Source organism: Bradyrhizobium lablabi, from assembly GCF_900141755.1.
GTDB lineage: Bacteria > Pseudomonadota > Alphaproteobacteria > Rhizobiales > Xanthobacteraceae > Bradyrhizobium > Bradyrhizobium lablabi_A.
The window spans coordinates 1,171,396-1,196,255 of sequence record NZ_LT670844.1 but is presented as its reverse complement, the minus strand read 5'-3'; the positions used below and the strand labels follow the sequence as shown (position 1 = coordinate 1,196,255).

Below are 24,860 nucleotides of genomic sequence, written 5' to 3'. Positions count from 1 at the left end.
CTATCCTTGAGCTTAGAGTTTTCCGAGCGCCTTGAGCAGGGCATCGTTGAACAGACCCGGATCCTCGATTTGCGGGATATGGCCAAGCCCGGGCAACGGCGTCAGTTGTGCCTGCGGCACCAGCGTCCGCAGATCGAGCGCTTGCGCAACCGGCGTGACCGAATCCTTCTCGCCCCACAGCATCGTCACGGGAAGTTTCAGGCGCGCATAGGAGCCGCGGTCGGCGCTGGCGGCACCTCGGTCGGCGCCGGCGAAATAATACAGCCAGTCGGCGATGTCAGAGGTGCTGTTTTGCAGCGTCGTCGGTCTTTGCAGGATCTCGACATATTCCGGCAGGGCGCGCTCTTTCTTCTCGATCAGCGTTTGCAGCAGCGGCCGGGTTGCAAGGGGATTGGTGATGGTCAGCGATACCAGGATTTCACGAATCCATTTCGGCCGAAGCAGCGCCGGCGGATCGGATGGCGGCGCGGTTAGCCCGAGCGCCGCATCGACCAGCACCAGCCCCCGCGCGCGCTCCGGGTAGCGCATCGCAAATTCGGTCGCAGCGCCAGCGCCGAACGAATGGCCGACAATAATGGCCGGAGCCGAACGCAACTGGTCGAGCACCTCCTTCACGCGCGCGGCCTGGTCCTGCCGGGTATAACTTCCCGGCCGATCGGAAAACCCGAAAGGAGGCAGGTCGAGCGCGATCACGTGAAAGCCGGCGGCGGCAAGCGCATCGATGGTGCGCCGCCACAATTCGCTCCAGGCCGCCGTGCCGTGGAACAGAACGACGGGAACGCCTTGCGCCGGACCCTTCTGCTGTACGAACACTCCGCCGGAGCTTGTCGGCACCAGGTGGCCGTTTGGCGGCGCAAGCTCGGCGCGCGTCCCGGTCTCGCGCATCGCCGCCGCGACCCGAAATGCGGCGATCGCTGCGACAGCCAACAACAAAATGGCAAGCAAGGCCTTGGCCGACCAGCGCAGTATTTTGGAGAACACACGGCCTCGCAAATGGATCAGAATCAAATAATTGGAATGATGCTACTCTCAATCATCTGATCCCGCAGCAGCCAAGCATTGAGCGCTTCGCTGTTGCGCCTTCGTCACAGACGAATATCAGCTGCAAATGCGCTATAGAGGCTGGCGCTTGCGTCCGATTCTAGGACCGTCGGCTGTCCCACCTGGGCTTGCATTGGATGCCAAAGCTGTTCACCGACCCCGAGGCCATCGCGGAGGATATCATCCGCGATGTCGGGACCGATCTCGTGGTCGGATTGCCGCTCGGGCTCGGCAAGGCCAATCACATCGTCAACGCGCTCTATGCGCGCGCCAGCGCCGACCGTTCGATCAACCTGACCTTCTTTTCCGCGCTGACGCTGGAAAAACCCAAACCTTCGAATTTGCTGGAGCGGCGCTTCATCGCGCCGGTGATCGACCGGCTGTTCGGCGGCTATCCCGATCTCGCCTATGCCGATGCGCTGCATGCGGGCGCGTTGCCGCCGAATATCAGGGTGATCGAGTTCTTCTTTCTGGCGGGGAGATGGCTGCACGTGCCGTTCGCGCAGCAGCATTATATATCCGCGAATTATACCCATGCCTCGGCCTATCTTTTGGCGCGCGGGCTCAATGTCGTGACGCAGCTGGTGGCAAAACGCGTCGTCGACGGGGTTACGCGCTACAGCCTGAGCTGCAACACCGACACCACGCTGGATATCTTGCGCGCCCGCAACGAGGGCCGCGCAGCCTTCACGCTGGTCGGCCAGGTCAATTCCGAACTGCCGTTCATGCCGGGCGCAGGCGAGCTGCCAGCCGGCGAATTTTCCGCGGTGCTCGATAGTCCCGATACCGATTTTCCGCTGTTCGCGCCGCCCTCCGAGCCGATCACCGATACCAAATACGCCATTGGCCTGCATGCGGCGGGTCTGGTGCGTGACGGCGGCACGTTGCAGATCGGCATCGGGCAGGTCGGCGACGCGCTGGCGCAGGGGCTGATCGTTCGCCATCGCGACAATGCGCAGTTTCACGGCATCATCAAGCGGCTCGCGCCAGGTACCGAACAACTCGCGGCGCTGGAGACCGGTTCGTTTGAAAAGGGTCTCTATGGCGTCAGCGAAATGCTGTTCGAGGCGTTTTTGGGCCTGATCGATGCCGGCATTTTGAAGCGCGAGGTCGACGGCGTGGTGCTGCACGGCGCGTTCTTTCTCGGGCCGAAATCCTTCTATCGCGCATTGCGCGAGATGACGCCTGACGAGATCGCAAGAATCCAGATGATGCCGGTGTCCTTCACCAACGAGCTCTATGGCGAGGAGGACGTAAAGCGCCGCGCCCGTGTCGACGCCCGTTTCGTGAACAACGCGATGATGGCGACTTTGATGGGAGCCGTGGTCTCCGACGGGCTCGAGGACGGCCAGGTCGTGAGCGGCGTCGGCGGCCAATACAATTTCGTGGCGCAGGCGTTCGCGCTTGCCGGCGCACGCTCGATCCTGACGGTCGAGGCGACGCGGCAGGCCGGCGCCAAAGCCCAATCCAACATCCGCTGGAGCTATGGCCACGAGACCATTCCGCGGCATTTGCGCGACGTCATCGTCACCGAATATGGCACCGCCGACCTTAAGGGAAAATCCGACGCCGATGTAATCGCGGCGATGCTTGCGGTTACGGATTCGCGCTTCCAGACCGAACTTGCGCGCCAGGCCAAGGATGCCGGCAAACTGCCGAAGAATTTTGAAATTCCCGCTGCCCACCGCGAGAATTTTCCCGAGCGGATTGCAAGCGCGCTAAGACCCGCGCGCGAGGCGGGATGGCTGCCATCTTTCCCGTTCGGCAGCGACTTTACCGTGACCGAGCAGCGGCTGATTCCGGCCTTGCAAATCCTGCAGGACGCGCAGCGTTCACTGCCGCGGTTGCCGGGATTGTTGTGGCAGGGGTTTTTCCACGAGCCCGATGCCGCGGACAGGGAATGCCTGACGCGGCTCGGGCTCGACAATGCGAAGACATGGTCCGAACGAGCCTATCGCGCGCTGGTGAGCGCAGCGCTGGTGCGGAGCCGCGAGGCCTGAGATCCAACCCCGTCATTGCGAGCGAAGCGAAGCAATCCAGCTTTTCATCCGCGGAAGGAAAGCTGGATTGCTTCGTCGCTTCGCTCCTCGCAATGACGGGAGGAGAGTCACCTGTTCTTGTTCACCGGCTTGCGCTTCTCGATGAAGGCCACCATGCCTTCGGCGCGGTCTTCCAGCGCGAAGGTGGAATGAAACAGATTGCGCTCGACGTTGATTCCTTCCGACAGCGGGGTCTCGAAGGCGCGATTGATGGCTTCCTTGGCCATCGCGGCCGCGGGCCGCGACATCGAGGCGATCTTCTCCGCCATCGCAAGCGCTTCCTCCATCAACTTGTCCGCCGGCACGACCCGGCTGACCAGCCCCGAGCGCTCCGCTTCCGCCGCGTCCATCATTCGCCCGGTGAGGCACAAATCCATCGCCTTGGATTTGCCGACTGCGCGCGTCAGCCGCTGGGTTCCGCCGATCCCGGGAATGGTGCCGAGCGTGATCTCCGGCTGGCCGAATTTCGCGGTGTCGGCGGCAATGATGATGTCGCACATCATGGCGAGTTCGCAGCCGCCGCCGAGCGCGTAGCCGCTGACGGCAGCGATTGTCGGCTTGCGGCAGTTGGCGACGCGGTCGCCGCCGATCGCGGTGAAATCGCTGGAAAACATGTCGATGAAGGTTTTCGGCTGCATTTCCTTGATGTCGGCGCCCGCGGCGAACGCCTTTTCGCCGCCGGCCAACAGGATGCATCCGATCGCGTCATCGGCTTCGAGATCGTCGACCGCCGCGGCGATCTCGCGAAACACGCCGAAGGACAGCGCGTTGAGCATTTTTGGGCGGTTCAGCGTGATGATGCCGACAGCGCCTTTGCTATCGACGATGATGTGTTCGAACGTGCTCATGCTCCACCTCGCGCCTTGATGTCGCGGAGCAATGTGCCCGCTGGCGGGATGGGCTTCAAGTGGGCAGAGTGTCCCGGACGAGCGTCCGGGGCACGGGCGTCGTTACGCCATGAACATCCGCGCGGCGGAGGCCATGGTCAAAAGCGCGCCGAAGCCGATGAAGATCTTTCCGATCAGCGAGGTCTGGTCCCAGGTGGAGCTCTCACTGCTGCTGGCCATCACGGGCGCGGCAGGCGCCGCCGCGGGAGGCTGCGCCGCGGGAGGCTGCGCCGCGGCGGTCGGCTCAGCAGAGGCCGTCGCCGGTGCCGGGGCCTGCAGCGCGCGATCGACGTCGTTGAGCTGATCGGCGGCAACGATTTGGGTCTCGGCGGCCGGCCGGCCGTTGTCCGGGGCGCTCTGCACGATATCGTTGGCCCGCGCCGACATCGCCTTGGCGTTGCTGGCGGTCGCCGTGTCAGCGGACGCCAGGCTGGCATTGGCGTTGGCGACCGATGGCGGCATCGCCGCGGAGGCCGACGAATTGTCGCCGTCAGCACTGGCCGCGGCGTCGGCTTTCTGGTCGGCCGCGGGTTTCTGCGCCGTCTTGCTGGATTTGTGCGCGAAACTCTTGCCCGGGTGGGAGCTGTGCTTGGTGTATTTGTTCAGCGCCATCGGCGCGCCCGCGGCATTTTCCGATGTTGTGCTCGCGGCAGAATCGTCCGTGCTCGCCGGCTCCGCCTGCGATGGCCCCGCCAAACCCACCAAAAGCCCTGCTGCAAGTATCAATGCCGAGCGCCCGTTGGCTTTGATCGTCATTGGCAATCTCCCCATTTTTGCCAGCCCCCGGTGCCGAAATGAGACCCCACGGCGTGTCCGCAGCGGGGCAGAAAAAGGGAATCTTCGGGCTACAGCGGGCAAAAGCGGGGCAGCGGCATGGTGCCGCGCGAGCGTTGGCACCATCGCGGCCCTGAAAATCTTCTTGGAATCAACGGCGGGTGCCCAGCGGCACGGATCGATGTTATGAGCCTGCCCACGGCCGGATTTGTCGTCGCGATTCCGGAAGTGGGCGCGATGATCCCAATGCCGCGGGAGCGCTTTGATCACGACTTCGTGATCAATGCGCCCTGGCGTAACAAATTGAAAGATCGACCGAAATGCACTGTGGGAGCGTGTGTGCGCGAACGTGAAGACGAGTGGACCGGCCTGATGCGGTCGGCCATTTCAGGGGACAGCGTGGCGTATCATCGCCTGCTCAAGGCGGTAACGCCGGTGCTTCGCGCCGCGGCGCGCCGCGGCCTGGCGCGGGCAGGACAACCACTCGATCAGTCCGAGGACATCGTGCAGGACATATTGTTGGCGGTGCATCTGAAGCGGCATACCTGGGACGCGAACGCGCCGTTCGCGCCGTGGCTGTTCGCGATTGCCCGCAACAAGTTGATCGATGCACTCCGCCGCCGCGGCCGCCGGGTTTTCGTCAACATCGACGATTTCGCCGAAACGATTCCAAGCGAGCCCGCGGCGCAGAGCGTTCCTGCCGGTGAGGTCGCGGCTCAGCTCGAACAGCTGCCGGCGCGTCAGCGCGACGTGCTGCGGTCGATCGCCGTCGAAAGCGCATCGATCAAGGATACCGCGGCGAGATTTTCGATGAGCGAGGGCGCGGTGCGGGTGGCGCTGCACCGCGGGCTTGCCAGCCTCACCGCCAAGCTACGGGAACAATGAGAATGGAGACCGATCAGCTCATTCGAACGCTGGCGGCCGATAACGCGCACCGCGCGCGGCCGGTCGGCTTCGTGCTGGCGCTGGCGCTGTTGTCGGCGGCGCCGGTCTCGCTTGCGATCTTCTTCGCCGGCCTCGGCGTCCGTCCCGACGTCATGACCGCGATGCATAACCCGTTTTTCGATCTGAAATTCGCGGTGACACTGGCGCTGGCGATCTCCGCCATCGCGGTCAGCCTGCACCTGTCGCGGCCGGAAGCCTCGCTTGCGGGCTGGGCCTGGCTATTATTGATCCCGGCCGGAATTCTTGCCGCCGGAATCTCGGGCGAGATGATGCTGCCGCAGCGGCTGCCGATGATGACGCGAATGGTCGGCAGCAATTCGCGGATTTGCCTCACTGCGATTCCGCTGATGTCGCTGCCGCTGCTGGCGGCGGCGCTGATCGGCCTGCGCCACGGCGCGCCGGCACGCCCGGCGGTCGCCGGCGCGATCGCCGGTCTGTTGTCGGCGGGTCTGGCGGCGACGCTCTACGCGTCGCACTGCACCGACGATTCACCGCTGTTCGTGGCGACGTGGTACTCGATCGCCACCGCGCTCGTGACCGCGATCGGCGCATTGGCCGGGTCGAGGATGCTGAGGTTTTAGGTTCACGCCGCCGGCGCGGGCGTTGCGGTCTGCTGCATGCGGTGGAAGCGCAGCACCTGTTGCGCGGTCGAGGGCCGCAGCCGTTCATAGGTGGCCTTGCAGGCGGCGGGATCGGACGGCTCCAGACCAGAGAGCGCGTCGCGCATGTTGATGATCGATCGCACCGTCGACCACGACATCGCCGAGACTTTGCACAGGATCATCACGCCCTCGGCGCGGGTCTCCACCATCATGTTCTCGGCGATCGACACCGGCACACTGGCGAGGGCTGCGATCGCGGCATTGGCTTCGTCGAATTTTCCCGCTTCGGCAAACGCCGCCACCTGATGCTCGTCGAGCCTGCCGTCCTCGTACAATGATTTGACGAGCGCGTGGGCGATCGCGGTCTCCTTGGTGATGGCCGAGGGCGCGGAGCGCGCCCGCCGCGTTGCCTCCTGGACCGCCGTCGGCACTTCTTCCGCCCGCTGCGGATGGGCGGCCTCGAGCCGCTCCCGCACCGTCGCGGAGGCCTTGGCGAGCAGCTTCAGATAGAGATGCCGCGGAATCGTCGGACGCATGCCGATGCAGGTCGCGAGATCGTCGTGCCCCTCGGCGCGGTCGACCAGTCGGGTGAAGCCGTTCTCGGAAAATTCGGCGCCGGGATTGTTGACGGTGCTCTGGATCACCGCGTCGTTGCCGCGCATCACCAGCACGTCGGTGACCGCGCCGCTCAGCACCCTTCGGGTCGAAATCGCCATCAGATGGGCCTGGCTCTTGTCGCGCGCGGCCTCGATCAGCGCCTCGTCATCTAGGCGTTCCGACTGGGACAGCACGGGAGCGGCGACTTCGATCAGATCGTCGAACGCCAGCGCACGTATCGTCAGCGGCGGCGCGGTGTTGATCGGGGCGAGGCGCTTGGCGAGCAGCGCCTTGGCGGAGGTCTCGATGTGGACGATCAGGCACTGGAACACGTCGTCGAACAGCCCGATCTGCTGGTCCGAATAGTCCACCGCGCCGTTGATGAAGAGGTCGGTGACGCGGCGCAGGGTTTCGACCCGGCGCGCGACCGTGCCATGCGCAAGCGTGGTCTGCAATTCGTCGAGCAGACTTTCGGAAGTGGCCGCGGATTTCGAACTCATGAACTCTATCCTGGAGCGTTCGGGCATTAAATCTGGGACGGTTTCTCCGTCTCCGGAAACGGAAGTAATCGGTTCAGACCTTGGCGATGCGGTTGCGTCCTCGCGCCTTGGCTGCGTAAAGCGCGCTGTCGGCGCGGGCTAGAAATGTATCGTCGGTCTCGTTCGGGCGTAGCGTCGCGACGCCTGCGGAAATCGTTACCTGCATGCCGGGCGAGAACGCGCTCCAGTCGAGTTCGGCAATGATGGCGCGCAGCCGGTCCAGCATGCGTGTGGCGGCGTCAATTTCCGTCTCGGGAAGCACCAGCAGGAATTCCTCGCCGCCGTAGCGGCCAAACCTGTCGATGTTGCGGATGTTGGCGAACACGGTGATGGCGAATGTCCTGAGCACTTCGTCGCCGGTGGGGTGGCCGTAGGCATCGTTGATGCGCTTGAACCAGTCGAGATCGATCAGCGCGATCGAGCAGGGGGTGTTGATGCGATGGGCGCGGCTGATCTCGTCATCCAGCATCCGCATGATGCAGCGGCGGTTGAACGAGCCGGTCAATTCGTCGAGCTCGGCGAGTTCCTCGATGCGCTTGTAGGCAGCCTTGAGTTCAAAGCTGCGGTGGTAGAGCGCCTTGCGCATTGAACTGCCGTACAATCCGACAAAGGCGCACTGTCCAATCGTCAAGACATAGCAAAGCATCGCGGCGAGACGCTCGACGGGCGTCGCGAGCAGCATGCCGATCGGGGTCGTGGTGAGCAGAAATATCGGGGCCAAACCCGTCACCAGGAGGGTCCAGGCAACCGTCGCCTGGCGGGAGGTCATGCGCAGCGCGCCGAATCCGAAGATCAGGAACAGAATGCTGAGAAACGCGTAGCCGATCTCGGGCGCCGCCAGCAGAAAGCCGAGCTGTAGCGCGACATGGCCGGCAACCTGGAACAGTGTGAGGTAGTGGTCCTCAAAGCGGTCGTTGACGTGGCTTTCCGATAGCACGACAAAGCAACCGACCAGCGTGATGCCGGACACGAAATAGGCCGCGGGAATGACGACCGAGATGGTGCCGGCGTAACAATAAACCAGCAGGGCCATCGTGCCGAGCGAGTAACTCACGGCCTGCACGGCGAGCATCTGGCGGCGTTGGCCGGCCCGGCGCTTCAGCACGTTCGAGGGCAGCCGATCAGCGCGCGCGAGCGCACTCTCGGAGGTCTGCTCTTGAAGCAATGAGGCCGCGCTGTTCATGTCCCGCCGTAGAAGCAAAGCACCACGTGGAACTTTAGGGAGCAAAGCCTTTAGGTTTGGTATCTTTCGAACCGAATCCCCTCCGTCCGAAGCCCGCATTATCCCTTGTTCGGCAATGGAGATTCGCCGTATCCGGGTAATGCGGGTGGGATTGGCCGAGGCCTGCGGCGGCGAGGCGGCACGCGGTTGACGCAGGGCTGTCTTGTCGCTCAAGCCTTGATATGGTCCCGCGGGGATCGGCGTGGGGCGCACGAAGAAAGTTCTTCTGTATTATGGTACCGGCTGTTGCGTTCTGTTGCTTCCGGCCCCGGCAAGGGCGAACGGAAAATCGACTTCTGTGCGATAGATCACACAGAGCACTCAACGCTTGCGATAATTTGAAGAATCTTGCCTTTGCCATCGAACCACCCGCCAACCCAATCCGACCAACCTTGCGAGACGGCCATTGAGTGCGACACAAGCGGCTTCGGACGACGTCCTGATCGCTCGGATCGCCCAAGGCGACCGCCTCGCCATGCAGGTGCTGTACGGACGGCACCATGTCAGGGTGTTTCGGTTCGGGCTTCGGCTCGTGCGGGATGAGCAGGTCGCGGAAGATCTCATCAGTGAGGTTTTCCTCGATGTGTGGCGCCAGGCTGGCAAGTTCGAAGGCCGATCCGCCGTTTCCACCTGGCTCCTGGCTATTACGCGATTCAAGGCCCTCTCTGCGCTAAGGCGCAGGAAGGATGTTGAACTGGACGATGAGGCCGCCAACGCGATCGAGGACAGTTCCGACGATCCGGAAGTGGCGGTCCAGAAGAAGGATACCAGTGAAGCGTTGCGCAAGTGCTTGACCGCACTTACGCCGGAACATCGGGAGATCGTCGATCTCGTCTACTACCACGAGAAATCCGTGGAAGAGGTGGCTGAAATCGTCGGCATTCCGGAAAACACCGTCAAGACGCGCTTGTTTTATGCGCGCAAGAAACTAGCCGCGTTGCTGAAGGCAGCCGGCATCGAGCGAGGTTGGCCATGATGGCAGCGAGCAAAAAAATGCTGGACCAAGAGCCCAGTGAGATCGAGATGCTGTTGCCCTGGCATGCGGCCGGCACGCTGAACGCGCGCGATGCGCGCCGTGTCGACGAGGCGCTCGCCCGCGATCCCGAACTCGCCAGGCAATATGCGGTGATCCGGGAAGAGTACACTGAGACCATCGATCTCAACGAAAGCCTCGGTGCGCCGTCGGCGCGCGCCATGGCGAAGCTGTTCGCGGCGATCGACGGCGAGCCGGCGCGCAAGCCGCAGGCCTCGCTCAACATCTCTGCGCGGATCGCAAGCTTCTTTGCCAGGCTGTCGCCGCGGACGCTGGCGTGGTCGGCGAGCCTCGGCGCGCTGGCGCTGCTGTTGCAGGCAGGCATTATCGGCGCGGTGCTGGTGAAGAACCAGACCGCCTCCTACCAGACGGCGTCGTTGAGCACGAACGAGCCCATCACCCGCGCGCTCGGTCCGGATGCGCCGCCGCGCGCACTGGTGCGGTTCGCGCCGGAAGCGCGCATCTCCGAGATCACCGCGCTGCTCGACAATTATCAGGCTTCGATCATCGACGGCGCCAAGGGCGGCATGTTCCGGCTGCAATTCGGCAGCAGCGCGATGACCAAGGATGAAATCGCCGCGCTGATGAGCAAGCTTTCGAGCGAGCGGATTGTCAATCTCGCGGTAGCGACACCTTAAGCCCGCGCGCGCTTCTCAAGCGATGCCGCATCGACCCGAGGTCCCATGATCCACGATCGTGCCAATTGGCGGAGGAAGATGCGGCTTGCGGCGTTGGCGGCGACGGCAGCGTGCCTGACATTGGCCTATCTCGATGGTCCGGCGGTTCGGGCGCAAAGCATCATGCGCACGCCCAACCTCAATGTCGGGCCGCACATTTCGAGCACGGACATCGGTCCGCGGATTACGCCGCACATCGCTCCGGCGATAACGCCCCGTATCGATCCGGTGGTAACGCCCCATATCGATCCGAGCATCGCCGGCAGGGCGGTGACGGGATTGGGCAGAACGACACCGAATTTGCGCACCTATCAGGCCTGCAGCTACGCCAATCGCGACAGCGACGGCGAATGCACGGGTCAGCCGATCACCTCGGCCAACGGTAGCGGCAATGGCGGCGGATCCGGCAAGGCCAAGAACAACGGCCCACGCCGCGACCAGCTGCAGGTGGCGGCGCTCGGCGCGCGCGCGATCGCGAATGAAATCGTGGCCGAGATCAACGGGTCGCAGGTCGACGAGTGGGCTCGGCGCCATCGCCTGGTGCGTCTCACATCCCAGAACTTTCCGCTGTTTGGCGGCACCATCGGCCTGTTCCGCATCACCGACCGCCGGACGGTCGACACCGTCAGCCGCGAACTCGCCGCCGACGGCGTGCGTGCACAGCCAAATTTCCGCTACTTTTTGCAGGACCAGAAAACGGCGTTGACCGAGGGCGACCCCGCACAATACGCGCTCGCAAAGCTTCGATTGCCGGAGGCGCATACGCTGGCCCATGGCGCCAACGTCACCATTGCCGTGATCGATTCCGGTATCGACGCCAAACATCCGGAACTCGCCAACGCCATTTCGGACAGTTTTGATGCGCTCGGCAGCAAGGAAGGTCCGCATGTCCACGGCACCGGCATCGCCGGCGCGATCGTGGCACACGCCCGGCTGATGGGCAGCGCGCCGGCGGCGAGGATTATTGGGATCCGCGCTTTCGTCGTGGCGTCGAACGGCGCGGAAAGCACCTCGTTCGTGGTCCTCAAGGCGCTCGACTACGCCGCCGCCCATGGCGCGCAGATCATCAATATGAGTTTTGCGGGTCCGAAGGATCCGCTGATCGAGCGCGGCATCGCCGCGGTCGCCGCGAAGGGCATCGTGATGGTCGCCGCCGCCGGCAATGCCGGACCGAAATCGCCGCCGCTCTATCCGGCCGCCAACGCGAATGTGATCGCGGTCAGCGCCACCGACGCGGAGGACAAGCTGTTCGCGGCATCGAACCGCGGCAGCTATGTTGCCGTCGCCGCGCCCGGCGTCGATATCTTCCTCCCCGCACCGGACGAAAAATATCAGATGACGTCCGGCACCTCGTTTTCCGCCGCCTATGTTTCGGGCCTCGCAGCGCTTCTGTTGGAGCGCAATCCTGCGTTGAAGCCGGACGAGGTGCGCGCGATCTTGACGAAAACCGCGCGCGATCTCGGTTCCCCCGGCCGCGACGATCTGTTCGGTGCTGGAGAAGCCGACGCGTTTGCGGCGGTTTCCGCCGTCGCCGCCGCGCCAGCGGTAGCCACGGTTTCGGGCCGGCCTGCGGGCGAAAATGTTCCGGAGCGGCATGAGGTTCCGACGACCCGGGCGTTGAGCCCACCGGCTCCCGCCATGGCGTCCGAAAGTTCCGCGGGCGCGGCCAATCGCGCCGCCGCGCCATAACTCTCCGGCCAAAAACGCCCCGGAAAAAAGTTAAAAAAATCGCAACCCCTTTTGAACGTGTCGCCACCCTCCCGCGACCAATAAAAGTGGGAGCGGTTATCCCTCCCCAACGAGGCTATATTCGGCGCGAGCGCCCATCCACCCCAAGCGCCCATATGGCTTGACCCGTCCGGTTGTCCCCCCGGACGGGTCTTTCGTTTTTGGCAGCTATTTCGCGCATTTCCGCTCAGACGAAATCGGCCACCACGACCCGCGCCGCACGTTCCGCAGTTCGCAGCTCGGGCATGCCGGTATGCGGCTTGACTGTGGATAGAGAGGAAAATCCCGCATTTGTACGGCTTTCTGCTGATCTCCCGCGCCTGATAGGGTCACCCGCTAGACTTCGGTAGGGTTTTCCACAAAATATATCTGTCACGTCTCGGTGATTCGTCCCTGTTGCGTCCGCGTCCGTTCTTCTCACTCAAACGGGCTGGTTCATGACAATGACACATCGTGTAGACGTGGCACGGGGCCGCGACATTGTCGCGCGCTGGTGTGCTCTTGCTGAAGCACGGCTGGAGCACCTCACCGAACTCTTCGAATCCGGCCGCTGGCGCCGTTATCATAGCGAACTCGCCTTTCTCGAGAACATCCAGGAAGCCAAATCCGCCGTTGAAATCTGGCGCGACCTGTCGTTGCGCGAGGCCTCGCGCGACAATTCCTCCATCGACATGTCTTGGCTCGGCCGCGGCCGGGCAACCTTGCCGCGCAGCCGAATGTCGCGCGATCAGGTTCATCCGCTGCCACCGCAGCCGGTAGAGATCGTGGATACGGGGGAGACGACTTCCGTGCCGGCGAGGGACGCCATGAAGCTGACGCCGGCCGCGATAACGGAGCGCTATCCGCTGCTGCGCAACGCGCTGTAGGCACGCGTCCCGCAGAGGACGTCATCCTAAGGCTCACCGCCTGACCGCGTTGGTCCCCATCACCACCTGGGCGAAACGTTGCGCGCCGTCAGCGGACAGATCAGCCGTGACCGGACGCGCGTGATCGAGCCCGACCACGGCGCCGCGCGGGGTTTCCGAGATCATGTTGTTGTTGACGAGCGCGGTTCCCGCGCCCGGCGCCACCGACACACCGACGCCGGCAAAGGCGTTGCGGATCACATTGCCCGAGATCACGACGTCGCGCAGATATTTGCCCCAGCCGGCGACGATCCCGAATGACGGCGCGTTCTCGATCACGTTGCCCGTGACCGAAGTATCGGCCTCGACATAGATGCCGATGCCGGCATCGTCGTCAGGCGCGGTGCCGATCGGCCGCTTCGGCAGCAGATTGCGGATGATGTTGCCTTGCACCACCGCCAGGCGTCCGCCCTCGTTGAAATTGCAGACTGATACGCCGAAAGCCGCGCCGTCGACCGTGTTGTTGGCGATGACGGCGCCTTCGAACGAAAATTCTGAATACAGCGCGACCTCGCGGACGTCGCTGACGCTGTTGCCTGATATCTGGATGTTGGACGCCGAATTGCCGCGCACGGCAGAGTAGTCGCAATTGCGGATGCGGTTGCCCCGCACGATCACATTGCCGGCGCGAAACGCATTGATGGCGTTGCCGTATTGTCCGGAGCCGCCGGGGCCGGCCTTGATATCCTCGATGCGGTTGTCGGCGACGAGCGTGCCGTCATCGCCGATCGCGGTGCGCAGGATTTCGATGCCGTTGTCGTTGGTGCCCAAAATCGTGTTGCGCGAAACGATGAGACCCTGCGCGTCGAAGGAGACGATCGCGGTGGCGGCCGTCTTGGCAATGATGTTGCCGCTGATGTCGCCGGAGACCTTCTCGAACCAGATGCCGTTGCCGCCGCTGCCTGATGTTTCGCAGTCAGTGATGCGGATGTCGCGGCCACTGATACAGTGCACCAGGCCGCGCCGCGACGGCAGCGGAATGCCGCCGCCGTCGAGCGTGATATTGGCGAGGCCGATCCTGCCGGCGCCTTCGCTGGAAAGCATCGACGCGCCGCCGTTGAAGATGAGTTTTGTGGCGCCGCGCACGCCGATCAGTTGCGTGCCGTTCTGCAGGCGGAGCATCCCGGTGCGATAGACGCCCGGCGGCAGCACCAGCGGAACCTGCGCGCGGGCGGCGTCGTCGATCGCGCGCTGCAGCGGCTTGGTCTGGTCGTCGGGACTGCCGGGGTGGATGCCATATTGCGTCGCGTCGCGCCCGAGCACGGAGGTAAGCGGCGCCGCCCGCGCGGCGTCGGGCGACACGGCAAGTGTGCCGGCCATGCCGGCAGCCGATGCACCCAAAAGATGGCGGCGATTGACGTTCATGACCAGCAATTCCCGCGAACGCATGCGATATCCTCAAGTACTCCGGAAATGCGGCGCCGCGCGGTGAGGGCGAGCGCGGAATGCAGCATTGTTGCGGGTAGGGTTAATGTTCAGAACACGGAGCCGCTAAGGGCGGCCGGCCCGACCTGGAATAGGGCACCCAGGGATTAGCTGCTTGGCACGGCCGTAATCTGGAAAGCGCCAGAAGTTTCGCCGTTGGCCGCGGTGTCCGCAGCGAGCCCGATGACCCCGCCGATCGCAGTAGCAGCCATTTGCTCGTTCCGTGGTGATACCACAAACGCGTAGCGCTTACCGGCCTGCGCATTGAAGCGGATGACGTAACGTCCCGGGCTCGACCAGCTGGTGACCGTTAGGACCACGGGACCTGGAGGCAAAGGGCCGGTGTAGCTGCCGCCGGACTCGAGGCTCGCAATTTTGGAGCCGTTCGCATCGATGTCGACCGCCAGCGCCGCGCCGTACCAGGCGCTCGGCCGAGTGATCGCGATGGCGGCCTGCCCGGGACCTATTGCAACTGCCGATGGCATCGACTGATCGGTGACGCAGCCTGCCAGCAACGTCGACAATAACAACAGGATAACGTGAATTGTCCGGGTCATGACTGCGAAGTTCAAGCTGCGACAGCGTCTCATACAATCCAAAGTTTAGTTTTCAAGCATAACCGTATTTCGATCGCAAAATCATTTTGAGCCGGCATTAGCTCTCTCTCGCCTTGCATGCTCGGGGAGAGCAAGGACAGCAGGGCGCTCGCGCATAGCCCGGCTCGTAAGCTTCACCATTTCGAGCAGCATGGCCTCGCCGGCGTCGACCAGCTCTTCCAGCGTGATCCGGTTGGCCCTCTCCTTGCGCGGAGGCGTGCAGTCGCGCGCGAGCAGCGGGATATGGATGAAGGCGGCGAGGCGTGGGCCGGTGTCGTTACGAACCGCTTCGATGGCGCGCCAGCTCAGGTAGTTGCAGAGATAACTTCCGGCATCGCGCGAGGCGCGGGCATCGATGCCGGTGCGGCGCGCCGCGCGCAGAAGGTTGGCCGTATGCGGGCCGAACATCAGGGCACCCGCGCCGGCCGCGATCGATCCCTTCCGCGCCCGGTTGCGATCGGCGTCGGGGAACGTCGTGGTGACGGCGTTGCGCGCGCGGGTTTCGACCCGGAGATGCGCGGTGCGATCGGCGAGGCCGAAACTCAGCACCGCTTGCGGGCGATGCCGGGCGATCAGTTCGGGCAGCTCCCGATCGACGGTGGAGTAGGTGACATGAAAAATGTGGCCGATCAGCTCGACATCGGCGAGCGCCGGGCGACGCAACTGCGTCAGCCGCTTCACCAGTGGCATCGTCGGGTTATAAGGCGCACCCGGAAACGGGCCGAACCCGGTGATCAGGACGCGAAGTTTATCGCTCATTTCACCAAGGCTCCCCATCGTCATGCCCGCAAAAGCGGGCATCCAGTAAACGCCGACGGGCCTGTGATTCCCAGTGGCTCCTCTGGGATACTGGATCGTCCGCTGGAGCCTGTCGTCGGGCGGCGCGTTGCGCCGACCCGCTGGCGGACGATGACAGTCTCATATGCCTTTCCGTCCTCACCTCAGCATCTCCGCGATCTGCTCGGCGCCGAGCGAAGGCGTGACGCGGCCGTCTGCCACCTCGGCTTCGATCTTTTTCACCTTGGCGCGCACGGAAGCATCGGCGCGCAGCCGCGCCATCATCCGCTGCTCCAGCATCGACCACATCCATTTTATCTGTTGCTGCCGCCGCCGCGACGCGAATTCGCCCGAGGCGTTCATCGCGGTGCGGTGATCCAAAATCTTCCGCCACAGCACATCGATGCCGGTGCCAGTCAATGCCGAATAGGTCACGACCGGCGGATGCCAATGCTCGGAGCGCGGGGTTAGAATATGCAGCGCGCCGCGATATTCGGCGGCGGCGATGTTGGCGCGCTTGATGTTGTCGCCGTCGGCCTTGTTGACGGCGATCATGTCGGCGAGTTCAACCAGGCCCTTCTTGATGCCTTGAAGCTCGTCACCGGCGCCCGGCAGCATCAGCGCCAGGAAGAAATCGGTCATGTCGCAGACCGCGGTCTCGGACTGCCCGATGCCGACGGTCTCCACCAACACCACATCGAACCCTGCGGCCTCGCATAACAGCATCGCCTCGCGGGTTTTTGCGGCGACCCCGCCGAGCGTGCCGGAGGCGGGCGACGGCCGGATATAGGCGCGCTCGGACGCGGCGAGCCGCGCCATCCGGGTCTTGTCGCCGAGGATCGAGCCGCCGGTGCGTGCCGAGGAGGGGTCGACCGCCAGCACCGCGACCTTATGCCCGCGCTCGACCAGGAACATCCCGAGCCCGTCGATGGTGGTGGATTTGCCGACGCCGGGCGAGCCGGTAATGCCGACGCGAACCGCCTTGCCGGTGTCCGGCAGCAGCGCCTGCACCAGATCGCGCGCCGCCGCCTGGTGATCGCCGCGCCGGCTTTCGATCAGCGTGATCGCCCGCGCCAGCGCCGCGCGGTGGCCTGCGCGCAGGTCTTGTGCCAACGCTTTGATATCGACGACTTTGTTGCTGGTCATCATCGCTTTTGGCCGCGCGTGACCGTCAATTGTCTAACGCGCGAATGCGGCGCTCGACGAAAGATTTCAAAGGGGGGCAGGTGATCCTGGATTATGTTCCAGACAATATCGACGTCGGTCGCGTGATATGCATGGCGCAGCCGATTGCCGAAATCGACCATTTTCTGCCACTCGATGTCAGGCGCGTCCCGTTTCACTTCATCAGTGAGCCTTCGCGCCGCCTCGCAAACCACTTCGAGGTATCGCTCGGTCGCCATGCGGCGCATTTTATCAGCGGAGAAGAGATCGAGGCTGCAGCCAGCGAGCATATCTTCGATCTCGGCAATGGCTTCCAGAATGTCCCGCAGCCGGTCTTCGACGGTCGGCGGCATTCAGAACACCTCGATCAAGTCTTCGGCGATCCGTTCGGCGATACGTGGCTTCAGCAGGTCCCGCATCGATATCTGCGCCTGGAGTCCCGTCGCATCCTCGATCAAATGCTGGACCTTGAACGGATCAAAGGGCGGTGATGCGCCGCGCGCAGTCCTGTCGATGAGCACATCGAGATCGCTGTCTGGTCTTGCGTCGCCGCGCGCCCGTGATCCAAAGACGGCGAGCTTGGTTACGCCCTCCGCCTGAATCGCTGGTGCAATGTCGCGCAGCTTGGCAATAATTTCTTCCAGTGTGATGTCTCTAACGTCGCTCATGGCTGCATAATAGCACATCAATGCCGGGTGGGAAAATCTGCCCGGCCGGTCATCGCGTGCCGTCATCGTCGTCCTTGGGCCGCGCGCCGCCGAAAATGGTCATGCCCTCCGGCGTGAGATATGGCTTCAGGGTCTCCCACGGCACGAACGCGACATACTGTCCCTCGACATAAGGACCGACTGCGTAGGGCGGATAATGAAAGGTCAGGCCGGAGCTTTTGCCCGTTACGGTAGACGGCGCCAGTGTCACCGCGCCGATCTTGAGCAGTTTTGGCTCAAGGCCCATGTACCATTCGGCGGTCGCGGTCTCGCTCGAATCTCGCTTTTTCTTTTCGATATTCAAAGATGCGATCACGGCCTTGCGCATTGCCGTCATGGTTGGGCCGTTGTCGGCAGTCTCGGTGAAGAACGGGCGGATGCTGATGCGCTTTTTCGCTGTTGCGTCCCACAGGATAGTGTCGACATCCGAATTCGGATGGGCGCCGTGGGTGTCCATATAGTCGGACCTGACAATGCTGACATAGTGCCCGTCGACCACGGAGCGGACGGCGTAATTGCGCTCGAAAGTCCAGCCGCCGTCGCGAAACAGTTGCGGGTCCTGTTTGCGCGAGGCAGCCGCGTCCGCAGCTTGCTTGTCGAGCCACTTTCTGCCCTCGGCAAGACAATCCACCGAAAGCGCTGGATCAGCCTTGATCTTGTCGTCGAGCGAGACGCTAGCTTCGACATTTCGTGCCTTGATCGAGGCGTCGGGCTTCGCCTCGGCTGCAAAAGCTGCGGCCGCTGCGAACCATGCGACCGAACCAACGAAACTTAAGCTGCGGGCAAACCTGAGAGCGGCGGGGCGCACGGAAAGTCCTTATGATAAAAATATTGTCGCAGCGAAATTACTCCGCCGCCTCGCTATGCCCGAGCCGCGCGTTGAGCTTGTGGATCAGTTCCTCAGCGGCATCCGCAATTACCGTGCCCGGCGGAAATATCGCCTCGGCGCCGGCCTTGTACAGCGCGTCGTAATCCTGCGGCGGCACCACGCCGCCGATGATGATCATGATGTCGTCGCGGCCCTGCTTTTTCAGCGCGGCCTTTACTTCCGGCACTGCGGTGAGATGCGCCGCCGCCAGCGATGACAGCCCGAGAATATGGACGTCGTTCTCGACCGCCTGCCGCGCCGCTTCGTCGGCGGTGGCGAACAACGGCCCGATATCGACGTCGAAGCCGACATCGGCAAAGGCCGACGCGATTACCTTCTGGCCGCGGTCGTGGCCGTCCTGGCCGATTTTTGCCACTAGAATTCGCGGGCGACGCCCTTCCGCATCCTCGAATGCGTCGATCAGCGCCTGCACTTTCTCGACCCGGTTGGACATGGTGGATGCCTCCCGCTTGTAGACGCCGGTGATGGATTTTATTTCGGCGCGATGCCGCCCGAACACCTTCTCCATCGCATCGGAGATTTCGCCGACGGTTGCCTTGGCGCGCGCGGCATCGATCGCCAGCGCCAGCAAATTGCCGTTGCCGTCGCCGGCGCTGCGTGTCAGCGCCGCCAGCGCATCGTCGACGTCCTTCTGGTTGCGCTCTTTCCTGAGCCGCTTGAGCTTGTCGATCTGCAATCGCCGCACGGTGGAGTTTTCCACCTTCAGCACGTCGATCGGCGCCTCGTTGACGGGCCGGTATTTATTGACACCGATCACCGCCTGCTTGCCGGCATCGATCCGGGCTTGGGTCTTGGCGGAGGCTTCCTCGATCCGCAGTTTTGGGACGCCGGCCTCGATCGCTTTCGCCATGCCGCCGAGCGCCTCGACCTCCTGGATGTGACCCCAGGCTTTGATGGCGAGATCGTGGGTGAGGCGCTCGACATAATAGGAGCCGCCCCAGGGATCGATGATGCGGTTGGTGCCGCTTTCCTGCTGCAGGAACAATTGCGTGTTGCGCGCGATGCGGGCCGAGAAGTCGGTCGGCAGCGCCAGGGCCTCGTCGAGCGCATTGGTGTGCAGCGACTGGGTATGGCCCTGGGTTGCCGCCATCGCCTCGATCGTGGTGCGCATCACATTGTTGTAGACGTCCTGCGCGGTCAGCGACCAGCCCGAGGTCTGGCAGTGCGTGCGCAGCGACAGCGAGCGCGGATCCTTCGGGTTGAATGGCTTCAAGAGCTTGGCCCACAATAGCCGCGCCGCGCGCATCTTTGCGACTTCCATGAAGAAGTTCATGCCGATCGCCCAGAAGAACGACAGTCTTGGTGCAAAGCGGTCGACATCGAGGCCGGCGGCAAGCCCGGCGCGGAGATATTCGACGCCGTCGGCGAGCGTATAGGCAAGCTCTAGGTCCTGCGTCGCGCCGGCCTCCTGCATATGATAGCCGGAGATGGAGATCGAATTGTATTTCGGCATCTTCTGCGAGGTATACGCAAAGATGTCGGAGATGATCCGCATCGAGGGCGCCGGCGGATAGATATACGTGTTGCGTACCATGAACTCTTTCAGGATGTCGTTCTGGATCGTTCCTGAAAGTTTCTCCGGCGGCACGCCCTGTTCTTCGGCGGCCGCGACGAACAGCGCGAGGATCGGCAGCACCGCGCCATTCATGGTCATCGACACGCTCATCCGGTCGAGCGGGATGCCTGAGAACAGCGTGCGCATGTCGTAAATCGAATCGATCGCCACGCCGGCCATGCCGACGTCGCCGGTGACGCGGGGGTGATCCGAATCGTAGCCGCGATGGGTGGCGAGATCGAACGCGACCGACAGGCCCTTTTGCCCCGCGGCGAGGTTGCGGCGGTAAAACGCGTTGGAATCTTCCGCTGTGGAGAAGCCGGCATATTGCCTGACCGTCCATGGCTGGTTGACATACATCGTGGGGTAGGGGCCGCGCAGATAAGGCGCAATCCCGGGCCAGGTCTCGAGGAAATCGATGCCGTCGAGATCGGTCTCGCTATAGCCGGGCTTTACCGGGATGCCTTCGGGCGTGAGCCAGGGTTCGGCGCCGCCGGCCGGTTCGGCTGGGGCCGTCTTTTCAAATGCGATATTCGCAAAGTTCGGTATGCGGCTCATGGTACCCATCATAGCATAGGCGCCCCCCGGAGGTCGCCACCCCTCAATCATGGTCCGGATGCTGGTGGCTGACGATGCCGTTAACTTTATCCGCCCCGTAATTCTGCAGCGTGGTCTGGCTCGGCATGTTGGCGATCGAGACCACCCAGCCGAGCCGGGATTCGGTGCCGAATTGCTGGGTCGGCACCACCCGGTCCGGGCGGTCGAAGGCGCCGGTCATGATCTCGATCCTGGGGCCGTCGATGCGGTGAAAGCTCAGCGGTGTGCCGCAATCCCTGCAATAATCGCGCTCGGCGATCGAGGAGGAGCGGAATGCGGCCGGTGTGCCGCGGGTCCAGCTAAAATCGGCGCGGTCGATGTCGGCAAAGGAGGCGAACGGCGCGCCGGAGGCTTTTTGGCACATCCGGCAATGGCAGATGCTGATTTTTACCGGTGGCGCCGACAATGCAAAGCGAATGGCGCCGCATTGGCAGCCGCCGGTCAGAACAGGTTTTGTCGCCGTGGTCATGTTCGCTCCATCAGCCGATAGGCTTCCTGCAACGTCACCAGCGCATCGCCGCCGGCAAAGACAAAATCCTTAACGCCGGCGGCCCGGAGCGCGGCTTCCTGCTCGCTCGCGCGGCCCGCCAGATAGATATGCTTTGCTCCGGCGTCTTGAAGAGCTTTCGCGGCAGCCGCAGCGTGCCCGGCATAAACCTTGTCCGACGAGCACAGGCACGCCAGCGCCGCGCCGGAAGCCTTGAATGCGGCAGCCAGCGCCGCCGGATCGACAAACCCCTCGCTATCGAGCGCCTCGATCCCGCCAGTCTCGAAAAAGCTCTTCGCAAACGTCGCGCGCGCTGTGAAGTCGGCGGCTGTCCCGAGGTTAGCAAGAAAGACTTTTGGCCGTGCGCCGCGGTCTTTCAGGATTTGATCCGAGCGGTCGCGCAAAACTTCGAACGGCGCTGCCAGCCGCATCGGCGGCAGCGGGTCGAATTTGAATTTTGCTTCGCCATAGGGCGCGAGCACGACCGGCTTTGCGTCGAGTACCGCGACGTCTGCTTCATGCAGATTGGGAAACTCGGTGGCGCCCGTGAGCACTTCCTTGCGTTTGGCGATGTTTTGCTCGCGCACCGTCCGCGTCGCGGCGACCTTGCGCTGGATCAGGTTCTGTTCGAGGGAAGCGAACACGCCGCCGGCCTTCTCGGTCTCCTGAAACAACGACCATGCAGCGTCGCAAAGCTCCCGCGTCAGGGCTTCGATGCCGCCGGAGCCAGCGGCGGGATCCGACACTTTTGCGAGATTGGATTCTTCGAGCAGCACCAGTTGCGTGTTGCGCGCCACGCGCCGCGCGAACGGATCGGGCAATCCCAGAGCCAGCGTATGCGGCAGCACGGTGACCGCGTTGGCGCCGCCGAGGCCGGCTGAAAATGTTGCGATCGTCGCGCGCAGCATGTTCACGTAAGGGTCGCGCTTCGTCAGCATCCGCCAGGCGGTTTGCGCCGTGATGAAGATCGGTTTCGGCGTCAGCTCGCAGGCCTGTTCGATGCGTGCCCACAGCAAACGCAACGCGCGGAACTTTGCCAGCGTCAAGAATTGATCGGCGTCGGCGGAAAGCCGCGCATAGACCATGCTCCGGGCATTCTCAAGCGTCACGCCGGCCCCCTCCAGCGTGCGCAAATAGGCGAGGGCGGTCGCCAGCACGAACGCCAATTCCTGCACTTCCGATCCGCCGGCATCATGGATCACCCGTCCGTCGGCGACGGCAAACGGGCCCTTGAATCCCATCGCAGCGAGGCCTTTGATCGCGCCCGTGATCGCAGGCTCGATCACCGACCAGCCGTAAGGACTGGCCCCCCGGACCGCGCAGGCGCCGATCGGATCGAGACCGAAGCGGATATCGCAGGCCGCGGGGTCAAGGCCCCTGCGCTTGACATATTCGGCGATGTGGATCGCGGCCATCCGCGACGGCGGGCCGATTTGAAGTTCGATTGAAATACCGGCATCGACAAAAATACCGTCGAGAACCTTCTCGATCGCTTCGACTGATGGTTCCATTCCGAAGCCATGGGCGCCATTGGCGCCCACGAAAACCAGTGTCAGCCCGGTCGCACCGTTTTCCAGGTCGAGCAGCGCCTGCGCGTTCGCCTGCGCAGCATCCGGATGATCGATCCGCTGCATGATCTGCCAGGGCGCGGCGGCGGCGCGGCCTGCGACCGGCGAGGCGCCCCGCGCGCGCGGATAGATCGGCTCGATCTCTATGCCGTCCGAGGTCTTGCCGACCAGCTTCTCGAATGGTGCGCCCTTCAGGACGCCATCGACGAGCTTCCGCCAGTCATCATAGCTCGCCGGCGCAAAATCCGCCGCCAGCCGCAATTCGTCAGTCGCAGATGTCATTCGGCAGGTCGCTCCCGGGGGCGCCGTTATCGCTGTTGGGGCGGAAATTGCCACGTGCCGACCGCCAAGCCAAACGGTGTTTTGGGTCCCTTTTGGTCAGGCCAGGTCGGGCAACCGCTCGATCCCGGCGGTGGACAGCTCCGCCAGCGCCGCTGAGACGCTGCGTCCCGTAATCAGGCGGTCGGGGGCGATCTCCACCAGCGGCACCAGCACGAAGGCGCGATCGAACAGGCGCGGGTGCGGCAGCGTCAGTTCCGGCTTTTGGATGGAAACGTCGTCATAGGCGATCAGGTCGAGGTCAAGCGTGCGCGGGCCCCAGCGTCTTTCTCGCGTCCGGTCGCGCCCGAACTTGTGTTCGATCTTGTGTAGCGTAAACAACAGCGCGTGGGGATCGAGGCTGGTTTCGATTTCAATGCAGGCGTTGATGAAGGGATCCTGCTCCTCGTTGCCCAAGGGCGGGGTGACATAGTCTGACGAGCGTGCCACGAGGGCGGCTTGCGTCATTCCGCAGATGTTAGCGATCGCCTTCTGAAATGTCGCGCGGACGTCGCCGACATTGCCGCCGAGCCCGATCAGAACGTCAGCCATGCGAGGCAGCTTGCCGTGTGCGGGTCAGCACCACGCCGACATCGTCAAAAATGGCCGCGATCGGCGCGTGCGGCTTGTGCACGGTGACCTTTATCGCGCTGACGCGGGGAAACGCCGCCAGGACGGCGTCGGCGACCGCGCCGGCCGCGCGTTCCAAGAGCTTGTAATTGACATCCTTGAAGGCCGCTGTCGCGGTTGCGACCACGTTGGAATAGGACACGGTATCGGCGAGGCGATCGGTGCGCGAGGATTCCGACAGGTCGGTCGAGAGCTCGAGATCGATGACAAAGCGCTGGCCGACCTCGGTCTCGTGCTCCATCACCCCGTGACGGGCATGGATGACGACGCCTGTGATGAAGATCGTATCGGTCATTGCCTGTCCCGGATCGCACCCGCTACCCGCAGCGCCTGCACGGTTTCCAACACATCATGGGTGCGGATGATCCTCGCCCCGGCTTTTGCCGCAATGACATGTGCCGCAATCGAGCCGCCCAGACGTTGATGCGGCTCCGACGGCACCACTGAGTTGATAAAACTCTTGCGCGAGGCGCCGACCAATAGCGGCAGGCCGAACACGAGGAGTTCATCCAGCCGGGCCAGCGCCGTGATGCTCTGCTCCTGGGTCTTGCCGAAGCCGATGCCGGGGTCGAGCACGATATTGCCTGCGGGAATACCGGCCTTCGCCGCGATCTCGAGCGAGCGGCTGAAGAAGGCGGCGATGTCCTTCATGATGTCGATGCCAGCGTCGGCGCGGTCGCGATTATGCATGACGATGACCGGCGAATTGTGCGCCGCGAGCAAGGCTGCCATGCCGGGATCGCGCTGCAGGCCCCAGACGTCGTTGGCGATGACGGCGCCCGCCTCGAGCGCCCAGGCGACCACCTGTGATTTCATGCTGTCGATCGATACCGGTATCCCAAGCGAGACGACCTCCGCCAATACCGGCCGCAAACGTTTCAGCTCTTCCTCGGCCGGGACCGGCTCCGCATCGCCATAGGGCCGGGTCGATTCCGCGCCGATGTCGATGATGTCGGCGCCCTCATCGACCATGCGGCGGGCCTGCGCCAGCGCGCGCTCCGGTGTGACAAATTGTCCGCCATCGGAAAACGAATCCGGGGTCACGTTCAGCACGCCCATCACGGCCGGATAGGGGGCGGACAACAGGGCCCGCAGCACCGGATGATGGGCCGGGATGGAGGGCGCGGGTCGGGACGTGGTCGCGATCATGCGGTCGCT

24 protein-coding genes and 1 pseudogene are annotated in these 24,860 nt (G+C 63.6%); 7 read left to right on the top strand and 18 right to left on the bottom strand.

Annotation, left to right across the window (positions count from 1 at the left end):
• Window positions 1–12: 12 nt before the first annotated feature.
• Window positions 13–981 (bottom strand): alpha/beta fold hydrolase, encoded by a 969-nt coding sequence (locus B5526_RS05640; protein ID WP_154071141.1) that lies wholly within the window; start codon window positions 979–981, stop codon window positions 13–15.
• A gap of 197 nt (window positions 982–1,178) precedes the next feature.
• Between B5526_RS05640 and B5526_RS05635 the strand changes: the two are divergent.
• A pseudogene (locus B5526_RS05635) lies at window positions 1,179–2,618 on the top strand (acetyl-CoA hydrolase/transferase C-terminal domain-containing protein); the annotation flags it as partial.
• Between the two features lie 530 nt (window positions 2,619–3,148).
• Here the strand turns inward: B5526_RS05635 and B5526_RS05630 are convergent.
• Both B5526_RS05630 and B5526_RS05625 read right to left on the bottom strand, forming a co-directional pair.
• Window positions 3,149–3,928, bottom strand: a complete 780-nt coding sequence (locus tag B5526_RS05630) for an enoyl-CoA hydratase (protein WP_079537305.1) — start codon at window positions 3,926–3,928, stop codon at window positions 3,149–3,151.
• A gap of 102 nt (window positions 3,929–4,030) precedes the next feature.
• The gene (locus B5526_RS05625) at window positions 4,031–4,723 is read right to left on the bottom strand and encodes a hypothetical protein (protein ID WP_079537304.1); all 693 of its coding nucleotides are present in this window, start codon (window positions 4,721–4,723) and stop codon (window positions 4,031–4,033) included.
• A 357-nt stretch (window positions 4,724–5,080) separates the two neighbouring features.
• On the opposite strand from B5526_RS05625, the gene B5526_RS05620 reads away from it, so the two are divergent.
• Window positions 5,081–5,626: a sigma-70 family RNA polymerase sigma factor gene (locus B5526_RS05620; protein ID WP_079544721.1), complete on the top strand. Its 546-nt coding sequence runs from the start codon at window positions 5,081–5,083 to the stop codon at window positions 5,624–5,626.
• A gap of 2 nt (window positions 5,627–5,628) precedes the next feature.
• The gene (locus B5526_RS05615; RefSeq protein WP_079537303.1) at window positions 5,629–6,267 is read left to right on the top strand and encodes an NrsF family protein; all 639 of its coding nucleotides are present in this window, start codon (window positions 5,629–5,631) and stop codon (window positions 6,265–6,267) included.
• Between the two features lie 2 nt (window positions 6,268–6,269).
• On the opposite strand, the gene B5526_RS05610 is transcribed toward B5526_RS05615, so the two are convergent.
• Both B5526_RS05610 and B5526_RS05605 read right to left on the bottom strand, forming a co-directional pair.
• Window positions 6,270–7,385 (bottom strand): DUF2336 domain-containing protein, encoded by a 1,116-nt coding sequence (locus B5526_RS05610; protein WP_079537302.1) that lies wholly within the window; start codon window positions 7,383–7,385, stop codon window positions 6,270–6,272.
• A gap of 73 nt (window positions 7,386–7,458) precedes the next feature.
• Window positions 7,459–8,607, bottom strand: a complete 1,149-nt coding sequence (locus B5526_RS05605) for a GGDEF domain-containing protein (protein WP_079537301.1) — start codon at window positions 8,605–8,607, stop codon at window positions 7,459–7,461.
• Window positions 8,608–9,052: 445 nt separating this feature from the next.
• On the opposite strand from B5526_RS05605, the gene B5526_RS05600 reads away from it, so the two are divergent.
• The 4 genes from B5526_RS05600 to B5526_RS05585 all read left to right on the top strand — a co-directional run bounded on the left by B5526_RS05600 (window position 9,053) and on the right by B5526_RS05585 (window position 12,950).
• The gene (locus B5526_RS05600; RefSeq protein WP_079537300.1) at window positions 9,053–9,622 is read left to right on the top strand and encodes a sigma-70 family RNA polymerase sigma factor; all 570 of its coding nucleotides are present in this window, start codon (window positions 9,053–9,055) and stop codon (window positions 9,620–9,622) included.
• A complete protein-coding gene (locus tag B5526_RS05595) occupies window positions 9,619–10,317 on the top strand; it encodes a hypothetical protein (protein ID WP_079537299.1) in 699 nt (232 codons plus the stop codon). The genes B5526_RS05600 and B5526_RS05595 overlap by 4 nt, the downstream gene beginning before the upstream one ends.
• Window positions 10,318–10,362: 45 nt before the next feature.
• On the top strand, window positions 10,363–12,045 hold the full coding sequence (locus tag B5526_RS05590; protein ID WP_079537298.1) for a S8 family serine peptidase: 1,683 nt from the start codon (window positions 10,363–10,365) through the stop codon (window positions 12,043–12,045).
• Window positions 12,046–12,527: 482 nt separating this feature from the next.
• Entirely contained in the window at window positions 12,528–12,950 is a 423-nt protein-coding gene (locus B5526_RS05585; RefSeq protein ID WP_079537297.1) for a TIGR03809 family protein, read from the top strand.
• Between the two features lie 33 nt (window positions 12,951–12,983).
• On the opposite strand, the gene B5526_RS05580 is transcribed toward B5526_RS05585, so the two are convergent.
• From B5526_RS05580 to folP, 13 genes are all read right to left on the bottom strand, one after another.
• Window positions 12,984–14,354, bottom strand: a complete 1,371-nt coding sequence (locus tag B5526_RS05580) for a TIGR03808 family TAT-translocated repetitive protein (RefSeq protein ID WP_079544720.1) — start codon at window positions 14,352–14,354, stop codon at window positions 12,984–12,986.
• Between the two features lie 167 nt (window positions 14,355–14,521).
• Window positions 14,522–14,971, bottom strand: coding sequence for a hypothetical protein (locus tag B5526_RS05575; RefSeq protein ID WP_079537296.1), 450 nt, complete (start codon window positions 14,969–14,971; stop codon window positions 14,522–14,524).
• 81 nt (window positions 14,972–15,052) lie between these two features.
• Window positions 15,053–15,769 carry a pyroglutamyl-peptidase I gene (locus tag B5526_RS05570; RefSeq protein WP_079537295.1) on the bottom strand — a complete coding sequence of 239 codons (717 nt, stop codon included), beginning with the start codon at window positions 15,767–15,769 and terminating at the stop codon, window positions 15,053–15,055.
• 177 nt (window positions 15,770–15,946) lie between these two features.
• Window positions 15,947–16,933 (bottom strand): methylmalonyl Co-A mutase-associated GTPase MeaB, encoded by a 987-nt coding sequence (meaB, locus tag B5526_RS05565; protein ID WP_154071663.1) that lies wholly within the window; start codon window positions 16,931–16,933, stop codon window positions 15,947–15,949.
• Window positions 16,933–17,304, bottom strand: a complete 372-nt coding sequence (locus B5526_RS05560; RefSeq protein ID WP_079537293.1) for a HepT-like ribonuclease domain-containing protein — start codon at window positions 17,302–17,304, stop codon at window positions 16,933–16,935. The genes meaB and B5526_RS05560 overlap by 1 nt, the downstream gene beginning before the upstream one ends.
• Entirely contained in the window at window positions 17,305–17,619 is a 315-nt protein-coding gene (locus B5526_RS05555; protein ID WP_079544719.1) for a nucleotidyltransferase family protein, read from the bottom strand.
• A 49-nt stretch (window positions 17,620–17,668) separates the two neighbouring features.
• Window positions 17,669–18,466: an RsiV family protein gene (locus B5526_RS05550; RefSeq protein ID WP_079537292.1), complete on the bottom strand. Its 798-nt coding sequence runs from the start codon at window positions 18,464–18,466 to the stop codon at window positions 17,669–17,671.
• A gap of 37 nt (window positions 18,467–18,503) precedes the next feature.
• Window positions 18,504–20,660 carry a methylmalonyl-CoA mutase gene (gene scpA / locus B5526_RS05545; RefSeq protein WP_079544718.1) on the bottom strand — a complete coding sequence of 719 codons (2,157 nt, stop codon included), beginning with the start codon at window positions 20,658–20,660 and terminating at the stop codon, window positions 18,504–18,506.
• Between the two features lie 43 nt (window positions 20,661–20,703).
• On the bottom strand, window positions 20,704–21,168 hold the full coding sequence (locus tag B5526_RS05540; RefSeq protein WP_079537291.1) for a GFA family protein: 465 nt from the start codon (window positions 21,166–21,168) through the stop codon (window positions 20,704–20,706).
• Window positions 21,165–23,036, bottom strand: a complete 1,872-nt coding sequence (locus B5526_RS05535; protein WP_079537290.1) for a methylmalonyl-CoA mutase subunit beta — start codon at window positions 23,034–23,036, stop codon at window positions 21,165–21,167. Before B5526_RS05535 ends, B5526_RS05540 begins: the two co-directional genes overlap by 4 nt.
• A 96-nt stretch (window positions 23,037–23,132) precedes the next feature.
• A complete protein-coding gene (gene folK, locus B5526_RS05530; RefSeq protein WP_079537289.1) occupies window positions 23,133–23,624 on the bottom strand; it encodes a 2-amino-4-hydroxy-6-hydroxymethyldihydropteridine diphosphokinase in 492 nt (163 codons plus the stop codon).
• Complete coding sequence (folB, locus tag B5526_RS05525) at window positions 23,617–23,997, bottom strand: dihydroneopterin aldolase (RefSeq protein WP_079537288.1); 381 nt, start codon at window positions 23,995–23,997, stop codon at window positions 23,617–23,619. Before folB ends, folK begins: the two co-directional genes overlap by 8 nt.
• Window positions 23,994–24,851 carry a dihydropteroate synthase gene (folP, locus tag B5526_RS05520; protein WP_079537287.1) on the bottom strand — a complete coding sequence of 286 codons (858 nt, stop codon included), beginning with the start codon at window positions 24,849–24,851 and terminating at the stop codon, window positions 23,994–23,996. The genes folB and folP overlap by 4 nt, the downstream gene beginning before the upstream one ends.
• Window positions 24,852–24,860 lie beyond the last annotated feature (9 nt).

Excerpts from the sequence above, each read along its gene's own strand:
- B5526_RS05630 (WP_079537305.1), bottom strand. The coding sequence starts at position 3,928 with ATGAGCACGTTCGAACACATCATCGTCGATAGCAAAGGCGCTGTCGGC.
- B5526_RS05625 (WP_079537304.1), bottom strand. The coding sequence starts at position 4,723 with ATGACGATCAAAGCCAACGGGCGCTCGGCATTGATACTTGCAGCAGGG.
- B5526_RS05615 (WP_079537303.1), top strand. The coding sequence starts at position 5,629 with ATGGAGACCGATCAGCTCATTCGAACGCTGGCGGCCGATAACGCGCAC.
- B5526_RS05610 (WP_079537302.1), bottom strand. The coding sequence starts at position 7,385 with ATGAGTTCGAAATCCGCGGCCACTTCCGAAAGTCTGCTCGACGAATTG.
- B5526_RS05605 (WP_079537301.1), bottom strand. The coding sequence starts at position 8,607 with ATGAACAGCGCGGCCTCATTGCTTCAAGAGCAGACCTCCGAGAGTGCG.
- B5526_RS05595 (WP_079537299.1), top strand. The coding sequence starts at position 9,619 with ATGATGGCAGCGAGCAAAAAAATGCTGGACCAAGAGCCCAGTGAGATC.
- B5526_RS05590 (WP_079537298.1), top strand. The coding sequence starts at position 10,363 with ATGATCCACGATCGTGCCAATTGGCGGAGGAAGATGCGGCTTGCGGCG.
- B5526_RS05585 (WP_079537297.1), top strand. The coding sequence starts at position 12,528 with ATGACACATCGTGTAGACGTGGCACGGGGCCGCGACATTGTCGCGCGC.
- B5526_RS05580 (WP_079544720.1), bottom strand. The coding sequence starts at position 14,354 with ATGAACGTCAATCGCCGCCATCTTTTGGGTGCATCGGCTGCCGGCATG.
- B5526_RS05575 (WP_079537296.1), bottom strand. The coding sequence starts at position 14,971 with ATGACCCGGACAATTCACGTTATCCTGTTGTTATTGTCGACGTTGCTG.
- B5526_RS05570 (WP_079537295.1), bottom strand. The coding sequence starts at position 15,769 with ATGAGCGATAAACTTCGCGTCCTGATCACCGGGTTCGGCCCGTTTCCG.
- meaB (WP_154071663.1), bottom strand. The coding sequence starts at position 16,933 with ATGACCAGCAACAAAGTCGTCGATATCAAAGCGTTGGCACAAGACCTG.
- B5526_RS05560 (WP_079537293.1), bottom strand. The coding sequence starts at position 17,304 with ATGCCGCCGACCGTCGAAGACCGGCTGCGGGACATTCTGGAAGCCATT.
- B5526_RS05555 (WP_079544719.1), bottom strand. The coding sequence starts at position 17,619 with ATGAGCGACGTTAGAGACATCACACTGGAAGAAATTATTGCCAAGCTG.
- scpA (WP_079544718.1), bottom strand. The coding sequence starts at position 20,660 with ATGAGCCGCATACCGAACTTTGCGAATATCGCATTTGAAAAGACGGCC.
- B5526_RS05540 (WP_079537291.1), bottom strand. The coding sequence starts at position 21,168 with ATGACCACGGCGACAAAACCTGTTCTGACCGGCGGCTGCCAATGCGGC.
- B5526_RS05535 (WP_079537290.1), bottom strand. The coding sequence starts at position 23,036 with ATGACATCTGCGACTGACGAATTGCGGCTGGCGGCGGATTTTGCGCCG.
- folK (WP_079537289.1), bottom strand. The coding sequence starts at position 23,624 with ATGGCTGACGTTCTGATCGGGCTCGGCGGCAATGTCGGCGACGTCCGC.
- folB (WP_079537288.1), bottom strand. The coding sequence starts at position 23,997 with ATGACCGATACGATCTTCATCACAGGCGTCGTCATCCATGCCCGTCAC.
- folP (WP_079537287.1), bottom strand. The coding sequence starts at position 24,851 with ATGATCGCGACCACGTCCCGACCCGCGCCCTCCATCCCGGCCCATCAT.